The organism is Bacillus sp. UNC69MF, from assembly GCF_000746035.1.
GTDB classification, from domain to species: Bacteria; Bacillota; Bacilli; order Bacillales; family Bacillaceae; genus Bacillus; species Bacillus velezensis.
The window spans coordinates 937,614-958,957 of the sequence record NZ_KN050798.1 but is presented as its reverse complement, the minus strand read 5'-3'; the positions used below and the strand labels follow the sequence as shown (position 1 = coordinate 958,957).

The following is a 21,344-nucleotide window of genomic DNA, read 5'->3' as shown; positions in this document are numbered from 1 at the left end:
TTTTTCATTTGTTATATCTCTAAAATGTATTGGTTTAATATCGCTTTTAACCGCTCCTGTCTCCCTGATTCGTTTTTAATTGGCTGATTGTTCAGCGCATATTGCTCAAGCGTCTTAAAATCAGCTCTTCCTTCTGCAATTTCAAGCCCAATCCCTTCAGTAAAGCTGCGGTAACGGTGTTGAATCACATCTTCAAACACACGATCTTCGATTAATTTGTGGGCGGCTTTCAACCCTCTTGCAAATGTATCCATCCCTGCAACATGGGCATATAGTAAATCATCAGGCTCAAAAGAAGATCTCCTCACCTTTGCGTCAAAGTTTAATCCGCCGCTTCCAAGACCGCCATTTTGCAGGATTTCGTACATTGCTAATGTAGCAGAATATAAATCTGTTGGAAATTCATCTGTGTCCCAGCCTAAAAGCGGATCACCCTGATTCGCGTCAACAGAGCCAAGAAGGCCATGCACTCTCGCCATGCGTAATTCATGTTCGAATGTATGCCCGGCTAATGTGGCATGATTGGCTTCGAGATTTAATTTAAAATGATTGTCTAAGCCATATTGTTTTAAAAAGGCAATGGTTGTTGCTGCGTCCGTATCATATTGATGGGTGGTCGGCTCTTTTGGTTTTGGTTCAATCAAAAACTGCCCTGTATACCCGATTTCCTTCGCATAATCCACTGCCATATGCATAAATCTGGCCATATTATCAAGCTCAAATTTTAAATCGGTATTTAACAAAGTTTCGTACCCTTCACGTCCGCCCCAAAATACATAGTTCTCGGCGCCAAGCTCTTTTGCTGTTTCTAATCCTTTTTTTACTTGGGCTGCGGCATACGCAAATACATCTGCATTACAAGAAGTCGCCGCACCATGGACGAAACGGGGATTCGTAAACATATTTGCAGTATTCCATAATAGCTTAACGCCGCTGGTTCTCATGTAGTCTTTTATCATGTCCACGATTATATCCAGATTTTGATTTGTCTCTTTTAACGTACTTCCTTCCGGTGCGATATCCCGGTCATGAAAAGCAAAAAATGGCGCATCCAGTTTTTCAAACAGCTCAAACGCTGCATCTACCCTCGCTCTCGCCAGATCCATGCCTTTATAGTGATCCCACGGTCTCTGCATCGTAGCTGCGCCAAAAATGTCTGTGCCGTCAGCGGTAAATGTATGCCAATAGGCAATAGAAAATCGCAAATGCTCTTTCATCGTTTTTCCGCCAATTACTTCTTGAGAATTATAGTATTTAAATGCTAAAGGATTCGTGGATTCTTTCCCTTCGTAAATCACTTTGTTTGCGCTTTCAAAATAGTTGACTGAACCGGAATGAGAGTGAGCCATGTGTGATTTCCCCCTTAAAAATAAATTCTAAACATGATCATTCAAATACAGATGCTTTTATGTCATGTTACACATTAGTTTGTTGCCCAAACAAACTAACTTATTTTCATTTTATATAACCTCATCAGTATTTTCAATATTTTTTTTAGTTTTTTACGAACACATTAGATATAATAAAGGTTGGATTCGCTATGTACTGCGTTTCGCACGATAACACAGAACGTTCAACTTAATTTAAAGATTATACAAATGGAGTGGATGAAGTGGATATCGCTGATCAAGCCTTTGTCAAAAAAGTTAACCAAAAGTTATTACTAAACGAAATACTTAAAAATTCACCTATTTCAAGAGCAAAATTATCTGAAATGACCGGATTAAATAAATCAACTGTTTCGTCACAGGTAAACACATTAATGAAAGAAAACCTCGTATTTGAAATCGGTCAGGGACAATCAAGCGGAGGCAGAAGACCCGTTATGCTTGTTTTTAATAAAAAAGCAGGATACTCCGTAGGAATAGATGTTGGCGTGGATTATGTTAATGGCATTTTAACAGATCTTGAAGGGACGATCGTCCTTGATCAACACCATCATTTGGAATGCAATTCTCCAGAAATCACTAAAGATATTTTAATTGAGATGATTCATCACTTTATTGCAAAAATGCCGCAATCTCCATACGGTCTTATTGGTATAGGGATATGCGCGCCCGGGCTGATTGACAAAAATCAAAAAATTGTTTTCGCTCCGAACGCCAACTGGAGAGATATTGACTTAAAATCTTTCATCCAAAAGAAGTTCAATGTGCCCGTTTTTATTGAAAATGAGGCAAATGCCGGCGCATATGGAGAAAAAGTATTTGGTGCTGCAAAAAATCACGATAACATTATTTATGCAAGTATCGGTACAGGAATAGGGATCGGCGTTATGATCAACAATCATTTATATAGAGGGGTTGGCGGATTCTCTGGAGAAATGGGACATATGACAATAGACTTTAAGGGTCCTAAATGCAGCTGCGGAAACCGAGGCTGCTGGGAATTGTATGCTTCAGAGAAGGCTTTATTAACATCTCTTCAGACGAAAGAGAAAAAAGTGTCCAGCCAAGATATCATAGACCTTGCCCATCTGAATGATGTTGGAACTTTACAGGCATTACAGAATTTTGGTTTCTATTTAGGAATAGGCCTGACCAATATTTTAAATACATTTAATCCGCAAGCCATCATTTTAAGAAACAGCATCATTGAATCGCATCCTATGGTTTTACATTCAATTAAAAGCGAAGTGTCATCCAGGGTTTATTCCCAACTAGACAATAGCTATGAATTATTACCATCTATCTTAGGAAAAAATGCCCCTGCTCTAGGAATGTCCTCTATTGTTATTGATCATTTTCTCGACATGGTTCATAACTGAAATGTACATACTTCTATGTTTTACGCTCATCTTTAAAGATGGGTTTTTTTATTCTAGGAGTATTTCTGAATCAATACTGACATAGGCACCTTCTAATATGAAAAAGGAGTTCTAAAATAGAAATCTCCTTTTTCATGTGCTAATTATTTTTCTTTATAACGAAAATATCTGAAGTCGGCCGGAATATGATGACCGCTCGTATCTTGGCATTGCATCCCTACAAAAGCTCCTGTAAAGAATCCCCCGCCGCGGATGTAATCATCTGATAATTTTTTCGATTCTAATGCAATGTCGATTTTGTGCCAATCTTCTTTGTTAAATGAATACAAATAATAATATTTTTCGTTTTCAATATTCACTTTTAAATAGACATACTTGACTTCACAAGGAATCACAATTTTATTTTTTAACGGTTGTGAAAAAGAAAAGTTATCACATATCGTTAATTCAAGAATACGGCCAAGTTCTTCATCATACGTGACTTGAAGAGCCGTCCAGTTCTCTGTATTGTAATAGTTCACCAAACCAGCAGCTTGCTGAAAATTTTCCGGATAAAACGCAACAGCCGTTTCCGCTTCAAAATGGAGGCTTTGCCAGCGTCTGGCTACAAATGCCTGAGTAAATGTCGAAGTTAAGGATTCATGGCCATATAATCGTAAATGATTTGGCGCTTGAGTTAATGATCCTAATTTCTCCGTAAACGGAATTCTTAACGTTTGAAAATTAATATTTAATGTTGCATCCTCAAATTCATCAACTTCCGGATAGGTTTCTTCAAACATTGTTTCAGGTATAGAAGGCGCATCCACCTCCAAGCTCCCTTCTTTTCCACCTTCTACATAAGGCCAGCCATCTTTCCAATAGAGTTTTTGAATAGCAGTTTCTCTGCCCAAAGGACAATATCCCCTCTGCTGAAAAATTGAATCATCGTCCGGATGAATGGGACGTCCCGTTAAATGAGCTAAATACCACTCACCTGTATGTGTTTGTACAATGGATGCATGTCCGCATTTTTGCAGCGGATTTTCCGGCGCATGCCATGACGTTAAGATAGGATTATCAGGATGTACTTCATATGGACCCTCAATATTTGCAGAACGGGCAATTGTAGCAGCATGTTCGAACCGTGTTCCTCCTTCTGCGGTTAATAAATAATAATAGTTCCCGATACGGTAAAGGTGCGGCGCTTCTGTCAGCTTTCTTTCAGTTCCTTTAAAAATCACTTTCGGTTTACCGATTAGTTTTTGCTCCTTATCAGAATATTCCTGCATGACAATGCCTCCAAAGGAGTGCCGATCAATACGCTGATCCCATAACATATTTAATAAATATTTTTTCCCATCCGTATCATGGAACAAAGAAGCATCAAAACCCGAGCTGTTTAATGTGATCGGCTCCCCCCAATCACCATCAATCGTGTCACAAGTCACTAAATAATTGTGGCAATCTTTCCAGGCGCCATCTACGACCTTAACATCCGTATAGATCAGCCAAAACTTTCCGTCGCTGTAACTTAAACATGGCGCCCAGACCCCGCCTGAATTAGGATTTCCTTTCATGTCTAATTGTGATACTCTCTGTAATGGATGTGCAACTAAGTGCCAATTGACTAAATCTTTTGAGTGGTGTATCTGGACTCCCGGAAACCACTCAAATGTAGATACAGCGATATAATAATCCTCTCCAACCCTGCAAATACTCGGATCGGGGTTGAATCCTTTAAGTACTGGATTAATGATCTTCATTTTGAACTCCTCCTCAGCTATTTTCTGTTCACTCATCATGTTTTAAGCTTTGAAATCGTCAATATGATCCAAATAAACTTTGTCTCTATTCTCTAATTCTCGAACCATGCTTTTATATTTTTTCTCATCTAAGTTATAGAAATTAATATCAATCATGGCCAGAACCAGTAAGAACACGGGAATAATGGTTGTTGTAATTAAAATTCCCGTCAATGCCTCCGGCGTTTGCACCTGATTTGCCACATATCCAAACTGATCTAGAACCAAACCCGGTACAACCCCTCCCAAGGCCATGCCAAATTTAAAGAAAAATCCGATAATAGCGTATATAAGACCGCCCATTCTTTTCCCGGTCTTATACTCTCCATATTCTATTGTTTCAGGAATAAGCGCCCACATATATCCCCCGGCAGTGAGACTTCCTGCAGCAGCCAGCAATCGAAAGGAAAGTATCAGGAATACATTACTTGACGGAACGAAAAGTAAAGCTAAGAGGCCGATCATATTCAGTAATAATGCATAGTTTAGTAATTTCTTCTTCCCTAATAATTGATGAAGCTTTGGAATAAACGGTAAAATGACCAAAGCAGGCAAACTTCCCAACAAACCGTACCACTTCACTAAATCTGCTCTTTCTAAATTATACGTTACGTAATAGATGCCAACCGAATTACTGATTGAATTCACTCCAAAAATAATAATAAAGAAAATACTTAATACAACTAGAGGCCGATTAACACGAAATTGCTCAAATATATCCGAAAATTTAATTTTTTCTTCCGATTTTTGAAGCGTGACACGCTCTTTTGTGCTTTTAAAACAAAAGATTAAAAGGCACCCGCCTATAACTCCCATAATACCCATGGTTAGCTGCCAGCCAAGAGATTCGCTGCCGGAATTATCGCTTAAATAAGCAGCCAGTAAGGGAACAAAAAATGCAACGACAAGTCCTCCAAGATTTGCAAATAACATACGGACAGACGTTATACTAACAACTTCTTGATTATTTCTGGTCATTGCAGATGTTAACGCGCCATATGGCACGTTTATCATGGTGTATGTAAGCGATAAGCCGACATAGGTGATATAGGCATATATTAATTTCCCCATATCCGAAAAATCCGGGGTTGTAAAACAGAGTATTGCCAATATGACAAAGGGAAAAGCTCCGAATAAAAGATACGGTCTGAAGCGGCCAAACCTGCTATTTGTTCTGTCAACTATTGTTCCAATAAAAGGATCAGCGAGAGCGTCGATGATTCTAACCACTAAAAACATCGTACCGGCTGTTGCTGCCGATAAACCAAAAACATCTGTATAGAAGAACAAAAGATACGTAGACACTGTTGCATAAATTAAATTACATGCAAAATCTCCAGACGCATATCCAACTTTTTCAACCATGCTGATCTTCTTTACATTTTCACTGAGCATGATTTCTCCCCTTTTCGATCCTTTACATAAGGAACATGATGAATGGTATAACATTTCTTTAAAATTATCAGCCAGTGAGCGGCGTATAAAAGCGCTTTCAAAAATGACAACGGTTTACTTTCACAGAGCATTTTCAACATCCAAATGGTGATCAGATAGCAGTGAACAGGATAAAAGCTTGGCTTTCGCTTTCTATACACCTACAATTAAATCGAGCCTTTTATCCCCCTCCCATTTAAGACCTTTATATGATGGACAATTAAGTGGTTTTATTAGTTTGTTGACCGAACAAACTAACTTGATTTCATATTATAAAATCTTTTCTGTTTTTTCAACTCTTTTTTCAGAGAATTTAAAACCGACCAAAGAACATACCATGTTGTAATTGCCGACTGCTTCGACAGACGTTAAGTAAAAACCCCCTGTGTCACCTGACTGACTTATTAAATGATAAGCACTTCCATCATCTTGTGTTTAGAAAAACTTATTAAGAAACATGCACTAGAAAAAATGCGAATCATATATAAGTGATATCCCGTTTAATTGGTTGAGGAGGATATTATGAAACCTATGCTGCCTTTTGAAAAATATTTTGGGGATTTAGAACTGGTTTATGCATTTTATGGAGCTATGCCTACTGGTGTTACTGTTTCAGAAACTGGTCGTATTTTCATTTGTTTTCCGAAATGGGGAGACAATGTTAAATTTACGGTGGCGGAAATAATTGGGGATAAATTGCAGCCTTATCCTGATTTACAAACCAATTTGGTTAACCCTGAGAATATCAAAATGACTTTCATCAGTGTCCAAAGTGTAGTTACTGATGGAAGAGGAACCCTTTGGGTACTAGATACGGCGGCACCCAATTTTTCTGAACCAATTAAAGGCGGGGCAAAATTAGTCGCTGTTGATTTAAAAACCAATACAATCAGCAGAGTTTATACCTTTACAGAAGATGTTGTCCTTCCAACAACTTACCTGAATGATGTCCGATTTGATTTTCGTGTTGGAACTGCAGGTTATGCCTATATAACGGATTCTTCTTCCAAAGGACCAGGAGCTATTATCGTCGTGGATTTAGAAACCGGAAACGCATTTAGACGGTTAAATGGAGCAAATCCAACTTCACCGGATTCCTATTTTATACCGAAAGTAGAAGGCAAAATTTTGATGAATCGTAACAGGGATGGTTCAACTTCCCCATTTAGGCTGGCATCCGACGGTATTGCGATTTCTCCTGACGGAAAGGTATTATTTTTTTGTCCACTGACCAGCCGTCATCTGTTCTCGATCTCAACAGAAGCCCTGAGAGATAGAAATATACCGGACATGGATTTACTTTATCATGTGGCGTATTGGGGAGAAAAAGGCGCGTCTGATGGAATGATTACAGATGCAAAAGGAGCCATTTATGCCGGAGATTATGAGAACAATAGTATTCGAAAGATGCTGCCGAATGGCACAATGGAAACCATCGCACATGATCCGAGAATTTTATGGCCGGATACTTTTTCGATTGGTCCGGATGAATACTTATATGTCATCGTGAACCAATTACATCGGCAGGCTAGATTTCATTATGGAAAAGACTTACGACAGAAACCTTATAGTTTACTTCGTATAAAAATTGATGAATTTCCTGCTCCTGCTTTTTGAAAATAAAAATGGCCGGTTCAATTTTTTAGAACATAATTGGCTTCATTTAGCCTTCATCCTAAAAGAATCAAATTTCAAATGAAAATGAAGGAAATCATATAATATCCTCATTTAAATATAAAGGGTTTATTCGAGCCGTTTATAACGTACTGTTGACGTATATAAGAAAAAAACAGACCTCCCTTGAGCCTCAGAACCTGAAGGAATAGGTCTATCATGAATATCAGATGAGCAAGCCCTTTGATGGGCAGTTTTATTACAGAGCCGGGGTGACACCCCGGTCTTTTTATTAAGGGAAAAACACTGTAACCCGTCTGGATTTTACAGTTTGCCACGCTTTTCTTCTTTTTGAATCTGAGGCAATATTGAAATTTGTACAGGGAATATTTGGACATAAAAATATAACCATCACTTCCGACGTGTACTCCCATATCTCAGAGAAACTTGAAAATTCGTCAGTTGATTGTTATGAAGAATATATAGTCCCCCCCTTTTCTCCCCCAATTTGTCCCCTGTTTTGTCGGGAATTTGTCGCTTAGTTTTCGTTTTACACCCAATAAAATAAATAAAAAAGAGCAGACCGAAGTCTGCTCCCTTCAAAAGTTTATGATTTGTCATTATCAGATAGCCTTAGAACCGTAATACTCAATAATATTAAGCCTATAAACGTGCCGTATTTTCCGGTATCTATATCTGTGAGTGGAGCTACAATATATTCAATCAGGAATATAATAATAGCTATTGAGACTAATATACGATTCATTTGACATTACCACCTTAATAATTAACCATTTCTCCAGGGTACAACAACAGGGGTACCAATTATCCAATTATAAGAAATTCCGTACTTTCCATTATCGGATACTTTTTTTATGGCATACTTACCAGCAAACATTGCCCCTGCAATTGCTCCAGCATATACTGAAATCCCAGGTATTTTTTTTATCAATGCTGCTATCCCGGCGATAGCCCCTGCTATACCGTCAGCATCCTCAACAATATCTAAGAATTTTTTAATTACACACGAATTCATGCTCACCTTGACTATAGGAATTGCTACCGAAACACCTTGTTTCCCTCTACATTTTGCTAGAGTTGACATCTCACTTGATTCATCGGAAATATTAACTGTAGCAGAATCGACTAGTGTTCGATGGCCATCAGTTAACAAATATTGATCAACTTTAATCGACTCTTTAGAGGTTCCTTTATCTAGAGTTTTTTGATCAATAAAATACTGTTTTCCGCCATATTCGATTGTATAAGATGCTTCACCTTCAGACTGACTTATAACATTCATTCCAGAAACATTGGTTTTTACCTTTTCATTCATCGATGTCTTAGCATAAGAAGGAAGTGCAAATCCGCAGACTAAACTCAATACAAGAAGCAAGCTTACTATTTTTGTTTTCAAGTCCTTCCTTTAAGGAGACTAACATAGTCATAATGAAAAATACACCATATAACGTTAAAATAGGAAATCCCACCCACACAACTGCTTACTACAAAAAAGCACTCAGATTATTCCGAGTGCTGTAGCAATGCGTAAAATGGCACGCTGTTTTATTTCATAATAGGTGTCCTTCTTCATGCCGAGTTCCATATAAATATGAATGTCTTTCGTTTGGCTGGCTGCTAAGTATTTTTTCTCAATGATCATGCGTTCTTCATCGTCCAGGCTGTTTTCTAACGCCCTTTCCATCTGCTTAACCTTCAGTTCATTTAATATGAAAGAATCTCTGATTGAAGGAAACAGGCTGATACCAGCATCAACCGATTCCTTCAAAAATTTAAAGAAAAGTCTAAGTGTGGTTTTTCCACAAAAAAGAGGTTAAATTGGCTGTAGCTGGAAAAGAAAAACGAATGGATCATCAAAACAAATAAAAAACGAGAATACAATATGGAGTTTATCAATAGCGATGACATACCTTTTTTTACGTGTAGCATATGAATGAGAATTATATCTCCACAATTATGGAGTAATTTTTTATTGATTTTTCGTGGGTGTTTTGTGGGTGGTATTGTATTTATATTAAATTATTAAATTTGTTTACAAACAAAAAATCCCCTGACACCAATAGTGCCAAGGGATTGAGAGATTAATACTGAGACATGTATTGTTCGCGCTCCCACGGATGAACCTGTGTGCGGAACATATCCCATTCGATTTCTTTTGCTTCGATGAAGTGTTCGAACAGGTGCTCGCCGAGTGCTGCAACCATGACTTCGTTTGATTTGAATTCGTCGAGAGCTTCCGCCAGTGTCGCCGGAAGATCTACGATGCCGTTTTCCATGCGCTCTTCTTTGCTCATGACGTAGATGTTGCGGTCAATCGGAGCCGGTGCTTCAAGTTTGTTTTTGATTCCGTCAAGGCCTGCTGCAAGCAATACGCTTAACGCCAGGTACGGGTTTGCCGCCGGGTCTACGCTGCGGACTTCAACACGTGTGCTGATGCCGCGGGAAGCCGGGATACGGATCAGCGGGCTTCTGTTTTGCGCGCTCCATGCCACGTAGCAAGGTGCTTCATAGCCCGGAACAAGGCGTTTGTAAGAGTTCACTGTCGGGTTTGTGACAGCCGTAAAGCTTGTCGCGTGTTTTACGATACCGGCAATGAAATGTTTTGCTGTTTCACTCAGCTGAAGATCAGCGTCTTTATCAAAGAACGCGTTAACGCTATCTTTAAAGAGTGATAGGTTGCAGTGCATACCGGAACCGTTTACGCCGAACAGCGGTTTTGGCATGAATGTCGCATGCAGACCGTGTTTGCGGGCAATCGTTTTGACAACCAGTTTGAAAGTTTGGATGTCGTCACAAGAACGGATGGCACCGGCATATTTAAAATCGATTTCGTGCTGGCCCGGAGCAACTTCATGGTGAGATGCTTCGATTTCAAAGCCCATTTCTTCAAGCTCAAGCACGATATCGCGGCGGCAGTTTTCTCCCAAGTCAGTCGGAGCCAGGTCGAAGTATCCGCCTTTATCGTTCAATTCAAGCGTCGGTTCGCCTTTTTCATCTAATTTAAACAGGAAGAATTCAGGCTCAGGTCCAAGATTGAAATCGCTGAAACCGAGTTCTTTCATTTCTTTCAGAATCCGTTTGAGGTTGTTACGCGGGTCACCTTCGAACGGCGTGCCGTCCGGATTGTAAATGTCACAGATGAAGCGTGCTACTTTACCTTTTTCAGCCGTCCATGGGAAGATTACAAATGTGTTCAGATCAGGATATAAGTACATATCAGACTCTTCGATACGGACGAAACCTTCGATGGAAGAACCGTCGAACATGCATTTATTATCAAGTGCTTTTTCAAGCTGGCTCACAGGAATTTCCACGTTTTTAATCGTTCCGAGAATGTCTGTGAATTGAAGGCGGATATACTTTACGTTTTCCTCATTTACTAATTTTACGATGTCTTCTCTTGTGTACTTTGCCATTTCGTAAAACTCCTCCTCTAAAAGGTAAATGTATATAGCAAAACAGTTGCTAACGGATTAATGAAAGAATCGGGACATGTCACCTTGGCGGAAAGTATTTCCCCGCTGGAAACGGCCTGCCTGCATCAGTTCGTTTTTCAGAAGCTTTCTGAGTTCGTCATCAGACAGATTGTGCTTCATCGGTTTGGCGGTTTTTTCGGATTTTTCTTCCGGTTCGGCAGATGCCTTATCCAGAATTTGTTTGATCCCCGCCATATTGACGCCTTGTTCAATCAGATTTTTGATTTCTAACAGTTTATCTACATCATGGAATGAAAATAATCGTCTATTTCCTTCGCTTCTCGCTGGAAATATCAATCCATTTTCCTCATAATATCGAATTTGCCGGGCAGAAAGTTCTGTTAACTGCATGACAATCCCAATTGGAAATAAAGGCATTGAGCGGCGAATGTTATCACTCATCTCAATTTCCTCCTTTTCTTATCTTAGTCTCATTATAGGTGATGTTATATTTTGTGTCAACACAATGTAAGGAATCTTAACATCAAATTCTTTGAAAATTGCAAACGGCCTAAATCAGCTCTTTTTCCATTAAAGCATTTACGGCGCTGCAAATCGCATTTTTCACGTGCGCGTAGGTTAATCCTCCTTGGACATACGCGACATAAGGCGGTCTGATAGGTCCATCTGCTGATAATTCAATGCTTGCTCCCTGTACGAAAGTGCCCGCTGCCATAATGACATCGTCTTCATATCCCGGCATATAGCTCGGATAAGGCGTCACATGCGCATTAATCGGTGAAGCATATTGTATCGCCTGGCAAAAAGCGATCATCTTATCAGGGTCCTGAAACTCAACTGATTGAATCAGATCCGTTCTCGGCGCATTCCATGCAGGGTTTGACGTAAAGCCGAGCTTTTCAAGAAAACGGGCGGTAAATACCGCTCCCTTCAAGCTTTGCGCCACTACATGCGGAGCGAGAAAGAAACCTTGATACATTTCCTGCAGTGAATAGAGCGAAGCGCCGGCTTCACTTCCGATTCCCGGGGAGGTCATCCGGTAAGAGCAGGCCTCAATCCACTTGGCTTTCCCTACAAGATAGCCGCCCGTTTTAGCAAGGCCGCCGCCCGGGTTTTTGATCAGGGAGCCGGCCATAAGATCCGCTCCGACGTGGCAGGGTTCCCGCTCTTCTGCAAATTCTCCGTAGCAATTGTCCACAAAAACAATGACATCTTCTTTGATTTCCTTTACGAAACGAATCATCTCTTTAATTTCATTTATTCTGAAAGACGGACGATTCGCATATCCTTTTGAACGCTGGATGCCGATCACTTTTGTATTCGGCTGGATTGCAGCCCGGACCGCTTCAAAGTCCACTCTGCCTTCTGATGTTAAATCGACTGCATTGTATCCGATTTGAAATTCCTTAAGCGAGCCTGAATACTCCCCGCCTCTTACTCCGACGATTTCCTCGAGTGTATCGTAAGGCTTGCCTGTGATATAAAGCAATTCGTCCCCGGGTCTCAGCACACCGAAGAGCGCGATTGAAATCGCATGCGTTCCGGAAATGATTTGCGGCCGCACGAGTCCCGCCTCTCCTCCGAACACATCAGCATAGATCTTCTCCAGTGTATCTCGTCCGATATCATCATAACCGTATCCGGTTGAAGGCGTAAAATGTGTATCGCTTACTTTATGTTTTCTGTAGCTTTGCAGGACTCTCCATTCATTCCGTTCACTGATTTCTTCTATTCTTTTATGAACGGCGGAGATTTCCGCTTCTGTTTCTTCGGCGGTTTTTTGTAAAAGAGCGCCGTGGGTCAGTGTGTCAAACATGTTGTGTATACCTTCCTTACATGAATTTCTTCAGTTCTCCGAGTATGCTTTGTTCTTCCTGTACATAACCTGAGACTTCGTAGCGTTCATTTTCTTCATTAAAATAAAGGCTGTCGATCATGGTCTCTGATTTGATGCGTGACATCAATTTGCCTTCGGCGGCAGGCACATGAACTTCATACGGCGTCATCAGCTCCCGGCGCAAATAAGCTTCGATTTCCGCTTTTAGTTTTGCTTCATCCCCGGCGATTCTGGCGCTGATCATGATGTGGCCTTCTCCCGCTGTCGGGATGAAGTCAGGAAGTGTCTCATCACGTTTGTTATAAGCGGTCAGCACCGGAATATCATCTGCCTCAAGCTCTTTTAACAGACCGAGGACCGTCTGTTCATGCCCGGCATAATCTTCATTGGATGAATCAATGACATGAATGATCAAGTCTGCTTCCTTCACTTCCTCAAGCGTTGAGCGGAAAGCGGCAATCAGCGTCGTCGGCAGATCCTGAATGAAGCCGACCGTATCAGACAAAAGGACACTGTAGCCGCTTGGGAGCGCCATCTTTCTCGTCATCGGATCAAGCGTTGCAAACAGCAGATCTTCTTCATAGCTGTCTGAGCTTGTTAATTGATTGAACCATGTTGATTTTCCGGCGTTGGTATAACCGACGAGTGCAGCCTGAAGCACGCCGTTCTTTTTACGTCTCTCCCGATAACGGCTTCTGTGGCGGATAACCGTTGAAAGCTGCACGTTAATTTCGTGTATGCGGTTTCTAATGTGGCGCCGGTCTGTTTCAAGCTTTGTCTCACCGGGCCCTCTCGTCCCGATTCCGCCGCCTTGTCTTGAGAGATTGATTCCTTGTCCGCTCAGACGGGGCAGCGCGTATTGAAGCTGGGCCAATTCGATCTGAAGCTTTCCTTCTCTCGTCTTCGCCCTTTTTGCGAAAATATCCAAAATAAGCTGCGTGCGGTCGATGATCTTCGCTTCAATTGCAGTGGCGAGTGATTTAAGCTGGCTCGGTGACAGTTCATCATTAAAAATGACCAGATCCGCTTCAAGCTCTTCACACAGCGCCTTCAGCTCGTCTACTTTCCCCTTGCCTATATATGTAGCGGCATCCGCTCTGTTCCGTTTTTGCGTAATCCGGGTCAGCACCGTTCCGTCAGCCGTTTTTGTCAATGAAGCAAGCTCTTCCATGGAATGTTCAAAGTGCTCATCTGTCATGTGCGGAAGCTGGCAGCCGACCAAAATGACCGTTTCTTTTTTTCCTTCCTGTTCGTTCAAATGGATGTTCCTTTCTGTGTCGTATTGGGCAGTAGTACTATCATACCAAACCCGCAGGGCGTATACCACACATCCGGCGGGTTTTAAAGAGAGAAATAAAAAAGAGACCCCTCAAACCGGCTGAGAGGTCTATTCGTGAGCTGCCGCCTCATCTTTTATAAGTAAATCCTGGCTCTTGATCGTCATTAAATCGTTTTTTAAGTATTGGTCTCCCATTAAAAGTCTCATGGCCTGAGCGCGGATTGATTTTTCAATCACGTTTCTGACAAAGCGCCCGTTGCTGAATTTAATGGGGCTTGTCGTGCTTTTCACTGTCATTAAGTAATCTTTTAACTTCCACTCGGCTTCCTGGCTTAATTGATACTCCCGCTCTGCTATCATGCGCTTTGCGATGTCCATCAGCTGAGTGACAGAGTAATCCGGAAAATCGATGCTGATAGGGAAACGCGATTGCAGGCCGGGATTTAATGACAGGAAATGTGTCATTTCTCTCGAGTACCCTGCCAGGATCAGAATAAATTCATGCTGTTTGTCTTCCATATGCTTGACAAGCGTATCAATCGCCTCTTTACCGAAATCCTTTTCTCCGCCTCTTGCAAGTGAGTATGCTTCATCAATGAATAAAATGCCCCCGAGCGATTTTTTAATCAGATCTCTCGTTTTTTGCGCTGTGTGTCCGATGTATTCACCGACCAGATCAGCACGTTCCGCTTCGATCAGATGTCCTTTGGAAAGCACGTTCATTTCGAAGAAAAGCTTGCCGATCAGTCTCGCGACGGTGGTTTTCCCGGTGCCGGGGTTCCCTTTGAACATCATATGAAGAGCTTGTTTTCCGACTTTAAGCCCTTGTTCGGCCCGTTTTTGGTTGACGAATATCCACGCGTAAATTTCTTTAATGTTGCGTTTCATTTCTTCCATACCCACTAATGTGTTCATTTCTTTTTCAATTTCTTTCAGAATGCTGTGCTTGGCTTCATTTTTTTGCAGGGCGGCCTGATATTCCGCCTCAGCTTCCGCATTTGTCATCACTTGCTTTTGGCCATTAAGAATGATGTTAATTTGTCCGTTATTTTTATAGGTTACAGCGCGCTCCAACATGCTCACCTCTCTGTTCTCTCTTTATCTTACTCATGATGAAGCGGTTCCGTGACAGCCGCCTATCATCATGAGACCCGTTTTCCTCTTTATCTGTCACTTTTTCCGTTCTCTTCGGGAATGATGTTGAATCCTGCGCTTTCCCGAGAAATATTTTTCATTTCTTATTGTATTCAGCAGAAACGGGAGGACAAACCATTTATTTTTATTTTCCGGGAAATGTTGGGTATATTTCTCATTTTTTTTATGAATGACAGCCGTACAAGCACCATTTGAATATCATCATATGCTGTAATGAGGTGATGGAGAATGGTTAAAATTTTTATAGACCCCGGTCATGGCGGAACTGATTCAGGTGCAACCGGAAACGGACTTCAGGAAAAAGCGGTCACGCTGGAGATCGCGCTGGCTTTGCGCACGATTCTGACGAATGAGTATGAAGGAGTTTCTGTCACGATGAGCAGGACAAGCGATAAGACGGTCAGCCTGACGGAGAGAACGGATGCCGCCAACAGCTGGGGCGCAGATTATTTTTTATCCATTCATATTAACTCAGGAGGCGGAACCGGATTCGAAAGCTATATTTACCCCGGTGTCGGAGCGCCGACCTCGACTTACCAATCAGCCGTCCACACGCAAGTGATTCAAGCATCGGGTTTTAATGACCGAGGAAAAAAAACAGCCAACTTCCATGTGCTGCGAGAGACAAGTATGCCGGCGATTTTGACGGAGAATGGTTTTGTTGATACGTCAGCTGATGCAAACAAACTGAAAACAGCCAGTTTTATTGAAAGCCTTGCAAGAGGACATGCCAAGGGCTTGGAGCAAGCTTTCGGTCTAAAAAAAAAAGGCTGACTTATATAAAGTGCAAATCGGTGCATTCAAAGTGAAAGCAAATGCTGATGCGCTTGCCGCCGATGCGGAGTCTAAAGGTTTTGACGCGATTGTGCTTCCAAAAGGCGGCTTATTTAAAGTGCAGATCGGCGCATTCTCTTCCAGAGATTACGCTGAAGCGTTGGCAGCGCGGGCCGAAAAAGCCGGATTTGATGCCTTCATTATGCAAGACTAAATGAAAAAACCCCCGCTCTCCCTTTTTTGGGACGAACGGGGGTTTTTTGTTATTGAAGTATATCAGCGACAAACTGAGACCAAGCTTCAAGACGCTGATACACATTTTCCTCTTTCAGTTCGCTCAGTTTCATCCAGCGGCCGGCGATTTGATCTTTTTCTTTCACTTCGACTTGTGCCGCAGACGCTAACTGGAGCGCAGAAAGGATGCCGATATGCACCTTCCCTACATCGTTTTCATCATCATTGATCAGGCCGAGTGTGACAATGTTTTGTTTGTCCTCCTCGCGAATGTACAGTTCTTCCGCCAGCTCCCGGTCGGTATTCTGTTTCAGCACTTCCGAAAATGAAGCCGCCCCTTCCATAGGGTTCATGTGTCCGCCGAAGCCGAGAGAAAGCTTATTATGGAGGCGCGATTCCCCTCCGCCCGCGAGCCGTTCATACACAAACACCTCATCATCGCGGCGGATGACGACATACGGAATCGGCTGTTTAAATCGCGGGTCCTCTTCCGCGTCGCCTCTTCTGATTTCAAAAAAATGCGCCTCAATTTGAGCCATAATGTTTACGATACGTTCATCCTCGCTGTTGACTCCCTGAAATGTCAGCATTTCGTTTTGAAAGACGTCACTCCGCGGTGCAGCCAAGATGATTTCATCCATTTTATTCATGCCCGTTCCTCCTGTCTTACCTCTCCATTCAAGCCAAAAGAGCAGATATTATATCTGCTCTTCATCTTGGCCAAAATAAAAATCTTCGTCCTTAATCGGTTCTACCGTCGCCTTTTTGTAGCCGTTCCCTTTCATGGAGAAGAAATCATGTGATTTTGTTTTGGTGTTTAATCCGTTTAATACGATCGGATTAATATCCTCTTCTTCAAAGTAAGGATCGAACCCTAAGTTCATCAAAGCTTTATTGGCGTTATAGCGGATGAATTTCTTTACATCGTGTGAGAGTCCGACTTGATCGTACAAGTCCTCTGTATATTCAAGCTCATTTTCATATAACTGATTCAGAAGGTCAATCGCAAATTCACGAAGCTCTGCTTTTTTCTCTTCTGTCTGTTTATTATAAATTTCCTGAGCAAGGAGACCAACATACACGCCGTGAATCGCTTCGTCACGAAGGATCAGGTTAATGATCTCACCGCTTTGCATCAGTTTTCCTTGTCCGTAGAAATATAACGGATAATAGAAACCGCTGTAGAAAAGGAAGCTTTCCAGATAGACGGAAGCAACCATCGCTTTGAACAGTGAAATTTCATCATCTTTTTGAATGGCTTTGTAAAGCCCGACAATCATTTGCGCTTTTTTCTGCAAATATTTATTCTGCTTTACCCATTCAAATACTTCGTTGATCGTTTCAGTCGGAGCAAGCGTCATAAAAATATTTGAATATGATTTTGCGTGCACCGCGTTTTCCATCATCGCCATGAAATTAAGAACCGCTTTTCGCTGATGGCCTTCGACGTGCTCGGCCACAATCGGCATGCCCGTGTTCCCCTGCTCTGTATCAAGCAGTGTCAGGCCGGCGAGCACCTTCATGTACGTATCCTGTTCATTTTTACCCAAATACTTCCAAGTGAGAAGATCGCCGTTTAATGCGATCTCTTCCGGAAGCCAAAACTGCTTTACGTTTTGGTTGTAAAACATTTGGGTGAAATCATCTTCATGCTTTGACCAGTTTGCTGCGTCATAAATTTTTGTCACTGTAAACTCTCCTTTAATCAAACGACACAAGAAAGACAGCTGTCCTGCCCGGTATCTTTCGTTCTTGCATAGTAAATGGTTTTGATGCCTCTATGGTGGGCATACAGATCAATACGGTTCAGATCACGAGTTGTCATCGTATCTTTCAAAAACAGGGTAAAGCTGATTCCCTGATCGATATGCTGCTGGATTGTCGCGATCATATCCACCACTTTGAACATGTCCATATCATAAGCTTCTTTGTAGAAGAACCAGTTATTAGACGCTAACCCCGGCATCGGGTAATACGTTTTTGAATTTCCGTATGTTCTTTCTTCGATCCGTTCCATGATCGGCATAACGGACGCCGTGCTGGATTGGACGTAGGAAATGGAACCTGTCGGTGCGATGCACAGTCTGTAGCTGTGGTACATGCCGTTTTCAGCGACAAACGCCTTCAGCTCTTTCCAGTCTTCGATTGTCGGAATGTGCATGCCTTCAAAGAGCGCAGCGATTTTTTCATATGCCGGTGAGAACTCTTTTTCGATGTATTTATTGAAATATTCTCCCGTTGCATAAGTGGAGCCTTCATAATGCTCAAACGTTTCGCCTTTTTCTTTCGCAAGCTCAGCTGAACGCTGGATGGAATAAAAGTTCACCATCATAAAGAACGTATTCGCGAAATCTCTTGCTTCCGGGCTTTCATACGCGATGCCGTTTTGGGCCAGGTAGCCGTGAAGGTTCATGGCGCCTAAACCGATCGACTTCATCGCTTTGTTCGCGCGTCTGACTGCCGGCGCGTTGCGGATATCCGTCGTCTCAGATACATGAGTCAGGGAATCCGTCGCGAGTTTCACCGTGCGCTCAATCGATTTATGTTTCATGACATTCAAAATATTTAATGAACCAAGGTTGCAGGAAATGTCCAAGCCGATTTCGTCTTCTTCATCATAATCTGTGTAAGCCGAAACTTGTGACGCCTGAAGCACTTCAGAGCAAAGGTTCGAGAATTTCACTTTTGATACGTGGTTATTCGCGTGCTCTTTGTTTACGTTGTCCTGGAACATAATGTACGGATAACCTGACTCAGAACGGAGAACGGCAAGCTTTTCAAGCAATTTGCGCGCATTCACTTTTTCTTTTTTGACACGCGGGTTGTCAACAAGCTCCTCATACATCGCCGTCATGTCCATTTCGTCCATATGCTGGCCGTATTCTTTATAAATCGTATGCGGATAGAATACATAAGCCGCTTTATCCTCACGTGCAAGCTCAACGAACTTATCCGGAATGACGACACCGATAGAAAGCGTTTTGACGCGCACATCTTCATCCGCAGAAATCTTTTTCGTATCAAGAAAATCATTAATATCGCGGTGGAAAATATTTAAATACGCCGCGCCTGAGCCTTGTCTTTGGCCCATTTGGTCAGCGTAACGGAACGCATTATCAAGAAGCTTCATGACGCCTACAACGCCTTTTGTGGCGTTTTCAACATCTTTAATCGCTTCGCCTTTCGCGCGAAGCTTGGACAGATTAAGAGAAACCCCGCCGCCCAATTTAGACAGCTGCATGGAAATATCGATCGCCCGTGAAATATCGTTTAAGGAATCATTGACTTCGAGCAAGAAGCAGCTCACCAGTTCTCCGCGGCGTTTTCTGCCGGCATTCAAAAATGTCGGTGTACTCGGCTGATATTCCTGGTTGATCATCAGGTTTACATATTCTTTTGCTTTCTCAGTGTCGCCGTTTGCGAAGAACAGCGCGACGATTGAGATTCGGTCCTCATAACGCTCGAGGATTCTTTTCTTGTCATTCGTTTTCAAAGCATAGTCATTATAAAATTTAAACGCACTCATGAAGGAAGGAAAACGAAACTTCTTTGCGTAAGCTGTCTTAAACACTTCTTTAATGTCTTCAAAAGAGTAAAGGCTTAAGAATTCCTCTTCGTAGTATTGGTTTTCAATCAAATAATCCAGCTTCTCTTTTAAATCGTGAAAGTAAACTGTGTTTTGATTGATATAGTCAACAAAATAGCTATGTACAGCCTCTTTATCTTTATCAAACTGGAATTTTCCATCCTGTTGGATCATGATTTCGTTATTTAACTGGATCCATTTTGGCACTTGATTTTGTGACAACTCTTTCTACCTCCTGAGTAAACAATTCAACGTCTTTAGATGTGCCGCTGAGTTCAAATTTGTGCAAGATCGGCACCTGATATTGTCTTGAAATGGTATCGGCGCTTTTTGCAAAGTTATCGCCCCATACTTTGTTGCCGCTCGCAGCGACTCCTAATAAGAGATGGGCGTATTTTTCGAGAAATGATTGTGTTGATGCCGGTACCTGACCGAAGTTTGTCGTGTAGGTGACCAAAACAAACGGAGTATCCACGTGGTCCGTTTCGTCCACCTTGCGGATCAGCTGAAAGTCTGTTTTATTCACAAAACGCTGAACATTCCCTGTCTTTGAATCAAATATGATTTGAACCATCCTTATCACGACCTATCAAAAATAATGAATCTCTTAACACTATATATAGTATACTAACCTCTCAGAAAAACACAACATGTTGAGATCGATTTATAAAAAATTCATATTTTTGAAAGAGCGGACTTTGGCTCTGGCCCGATTAACGCCCAAAAAAGAGAGCAGAACGAGAATCATCTCTCATCCTACTCAAGGTGTCATGTGTAAGCCGATGTCTATCATAACATGAAAAAAAACTGCTTAGTAGTCTAGACTTTTATTCTTATTTTTTGTAAGAATCACATTTTTTTTCGCTTTCAACGGTTTCTTCAATCTCCACATCAGCACCGATTTCTTTCAGTACGGCTTTCAGAGCGCTTGTGATGGAAGCCTCTCTGATCAGTTCTTTGCCGTCAACGATGATGCTGGTTCCATATTCATAGCAGGAATCATCTTCACAAGTTTCTTCCCAATGGTTGATTATCACCTTGTGTTTCAATCGTCTCACCCTCTGCATGATCAATGTCAGTACTTAGTGTAGCTTGTGCGGCCCGCTTTGTAAATTCGAACGCTTGTGAAATTTATTCAAGCTCATCCAGCGCCGCTTCTTTTTTCAGTTCGATTTTATTCGTTTTTTCATCATAGCGGTATATTTTTAAGTAACCGTCCTCGACGATGCCGAAACGATTATGTTCCAGCTGCACCATGCCTTCTGTCTGCGGTTCGGCATCCGATGAGCCGCCGTCATCATCCGTCACCACCGTCTCATGATTGCTGCAAGCTCCAAACAGCAAAAAAACAGCGATCCAAACGAGCGTAATCCTGATTCTTCTCAGTTCATTTTCACTTTCGAACACGATTTTCCGAACCCC

General features: G+C 41.8%; 17 protein-coding genes and 2 pseudogenes. 3 read left to right on the top strand and 16 right to left on the bottom strand.

The genetic code is table 11. The features are described from left to right. Positions 1–11: 11 nt before the first annotated feature. Entirely contained in the window at positions 12–1,349 is a 1,338-nt protein-coding gene (gene xylA / locus BR62_RS0116570; RefSeq protein ID WP_032871552.1) for a xylose isomerase, read from the bottom strand. Positions 1,350–1,612: 263 nt separating this feature from the next. On the opposite strand from xylA, the gene xylR reads away from it, so the two are divergent. Further along, complete coding sequence (gene xylR / locus BR62_RS0116565; protein WP_007410360.1) at positions 1,613–2,767, top strand: transcriptional repressor XylR; 1,155 nt, start codon at positions 1,613–1,615, stop codon at positions 2,765–2,767. 143 nt (positions 2,768–2,910) lie between these two features. Here xylR and xynB read toward each other — a convergent pair whose 3' ends face one another. Beyond that, a complete protein-coding gene (gene xynB, locus BR62_RS0116560; protein WP_032871549.1) occupies positions 2,911–4,512 on the bottom strand; it encodes a xylan 1,4-beta-xylosidase in 1,602 nt (533 codons plus the stop codon). Positions 4,513–4,554: 42 nt separating this feature from the next. Then, positions 4,555–5,946: an MFS transporter gene (locus BR62_RS0116555; protein ID WP_007410362.1), complete on the bottom strand. Its 1,392-nt coding sequence runs from the start codon at positions 5,944–5,946 to the stop codon at positions 4,555–4,557. Between the two features lie 561 nt (positions 5,947–6,507). On the opposite strand from BR62_RS0116555, the gene BR62_RS0116550 reads away from it, so the two are divergent. Further along, the gene (locus BR62_RS0116550; protein ID WP_032871548.1) at positions 6,508–7,602 is read left to right on the top strand and encodes an L-dopachrome tautomerase-related protein; all 1,095 of its coding nucleotides are present in this window, start codon (positions 6,508–6,510) and stop codon (positions 7,600–7,602) included. Positions 7,603–8,386: 784 nt separating this feature from the next. Here the strand turns inward: BR62_RS0116550 and BR62_RS0116535 are convergent. From BR62_RS0116535 to spoVK, 7 genes and pseudogenes are all read right to left on the bottom strand, one after another. Further along, positions 8,387–9,016 carry a hypothetical protein gene (locus tag BR62_RS0116535; protein WP_224181736.1) on the bottom strand — a complete coding sequence of 210 codons (630 nt, stop codon included), beginning with the start codon at positions 9,014–9,016 and terminating at the stop codon, positions 8,387–8,389. Between the two features lie 102 nt (positions 9,017–9,118). After that, a pseudogene (locus BR62_RS0116530) lies at positions 9,119–9,385 on the bottom strand (ArpU family phage packaging/lysis transcriptional regulator); the annotation flags it as partial. Positions 9,386–9,701: 316 nt separating this feature from the next. Beyond that, on the bottom strand, positions 9,702–11,036 hold the full coding sequence (glnA, locus tag BR62_RS0116525; protein WP_007410365.1) for a type I glutamate--ammonia ligase: 1,335 nt from the start codon (positions 11,034–11,036) through the stop codon (positions 9,702–9,704). A gap of 57 nt (positions 11,037–11,093) precedes the next feature. Further along, the gene (locus BR62_RS0116520; protein WP_007410366.1) at positions 11,094–11,498 is read right to left on the bottom strand and encodes a MerR family transcriptional regulator; all 405 of its coding nucleotides are present in this window, start codon (positions 11,496–11,498) and stop codon (positions 11,094–11,096) included. A gap of 109 nt (positions 11,499–11,607) precedes the next feature. Next, entirely contained in the window at positions 11,608–12,873 is a 1,266-nt protein-coding gene (locus tag BR62_RS0116515; protein ID WP_025284770.1) for a methionine gamma-lyase family protein, read from the bottom strand. Positions 12,874–12,889: 16 nt separating this feature from the next. Then, complete coding sequence (gene hflX / locus BR62_RS0116510; RefSeq protein ID WP_015239904.1) at positions 12,890–14,152, bottom strand: GTPase HflX; 1,263 nt, start codon at positions 14,150–14,152, stop codon at positions 12,890–12,892. Between the two features lie 129 nt (positions 14,153–14,281). Beyond that, entirely contained in the window at positions 14,282–15,250 is a 969-nt protein-coding gene (spoVK, locus tag BR62_RS0116505) for a stage V sporulation protein K (protein ID WP_032871541.1), read from the bottom strand. A 306-nt stretch (positions 15,251–15,556) separates the two neighbouring features. On the opposite strand from spoVK, the pseudogene BR62_RS0116495 reads away from it, so the two are divergent. Then, positions 15,557–16,316 (top strand): annotated as a pseudogene (locus BR62_RS0116495) (N-acetylmuramoyl-L-alanine amidase). A gap of 49 nt (positions 16,317–16,365) precedes the next feature. On the opposite strand, the gene BR62_RS0116490 reads toward BR62_RS0116495, so the two are convergent. From BR62_RS0116490 to BR62_RS0116465, 6 genes are all read right to left on the bottom strand, one after another. Further along, the gene (locus BR62_RS0116490) at positions 16,366–16,986 is read right to left on the bottom strand and encodes a hypothetical protein (RefSeq protein ID WP_012117609.1); all 621 of its coding nucleotides are present in this window, start codon (positions 16,984–16,986) and stop codon (positions 16,366–16,368) included. 48 nt (positions 16,987–17,034) lie between these two features. Next, positions 17,035–18,024 (bottom strand): class 1b ribonucleoside-diphosphate reductase subunit beta, encoded by a 990-nt coding sequence (gene nrdF / locus BR62_RS0116485; protein ID WP_012117608.1) that lies wholly within the window; start codon positions 18,022–18,024, stop codon positions 17,035–17,037. Between the two features lie 17 nt (positions 18,025–18,041). After that, on the bottom strand, positions 18,042–20,144 hold the full coding sequence (gene nrdE / locus BR62_RS0116480) for a class 1b ribonucleoside-diphosphate reductase subunit alpha (RefSeq protein ID WP_007611605.1): 2,103 nt from the start codon (positions 20,142–20,144) through the stop codon (positions 18,042–18,044). Next, positions 20,104–20,496, bottom strand: a complete 393-nt coding sequence (gene nrdI, locus BR62_RS0116475) for a class Ib ribonucleoside-diphosphate reductase assembly flavoprotein NrdI (RefSeq protein WP_003154061.1) — start codon at positions 20,494–20,496, stop codon at positions 20,104–20,106. The genes nrdE and nrdI overlap by 41 nt, the downstream gene beginning before the upstream one ends. Positions 20,497–20,755: 259 nt before the next feature. Continuing rightward, positions 20,756–20,971: a hypothetical protein gene (locus tag BR62_RS0116470; protein ID WP_003154062.1), complete on the bottom strand. Its 216-nt coding sequence runs from the start codon at positions 20,969–20,971 to the stop codon at positions 20,756–20,758. A gap of 82 nt (positions 20,972–21,053) precedes the next feature. Further along, a complete protein-coding gene (locus tag BR62_RS0116465; RefSeq protein ID WP_032871539.1) occupies positions 21,054–21,329 on the bottom strand; it encodes a YmzC family protein in 276 nt (91 codons plus the stop codon). Positions 21,330–21,344 lie beyond the last annotated feature (15 nt).

Bases quoted from the DNA above. Each gene is read 5' to 3' on its own strand.
- nrdI (WP_003154061.1), bottom strand. From the start codon at position 20,496: ATGGTTCAAATCATATTTGATTCAAAGACAGGGAATGTTCAGCGTTTT.
- spoVK (WP_032871541.1), bottom strand. From the start codon at position 15,250: ATGTTGGAGCGCGCTGTAACCTATAAAAATAACGGACAAATTAACATC.
- glnA (WP_007410365.1), bottom strand. From the start codon at position 11,036: ATGGCAAAGTACACAAGAGAAGACATCGTAAAATTAGTAAATGAGGAA.
- BR62_RS0116555 (WP_007410362.1), bottom strand. From the start codon at position 5,946: ATGCTCAGTGAAAATGTAAAGAAGATCAGCATGGTTGAAAAAGTTGGA.
- xylA (WP_032871552.1), bottom strand. From the start codon at position 1,349: ATGGCTCACTCTCATTCCGGTTCAGTCAACTATTTTGAAAGCGCAAAC.
- xynB (WP_032871549.1), bottom strand. From the start codon at position 4,512: ATGAAGATCATTAATCCAGTACTTAAAGGATTCAACCCCGATCCGAGT.
- BR62_RS0116515 (WP_025284770.1), bottom strand. From the start codon at position 12,873: ATGTTTGACACACTGACCCACGGCGCTCTTTTACAAAAAACCGCCGAA.
- BR62_RS0116490 (WP_012117609.1), bottom strand. From the start codon at position 16,986: ATGAATAAAATGGATGAAATCATCTTGGCTGCACCGCGGAGTGACGTC.
- BR62_RS0116550 (WP_032871548.1), top strand. From the start codon at position 6,508: ATGAAACCTATGCTGCCTTTTGAAAAATATTTTGGGGATTTAGAACTG.
- BR62_RS0116520 (WP_007410366.1), bottom strand. From the start codon at position 11,498: ATGAGTGATAACATTCGCCGCTCAATGCCTTTATTTCCAATTGGGATT.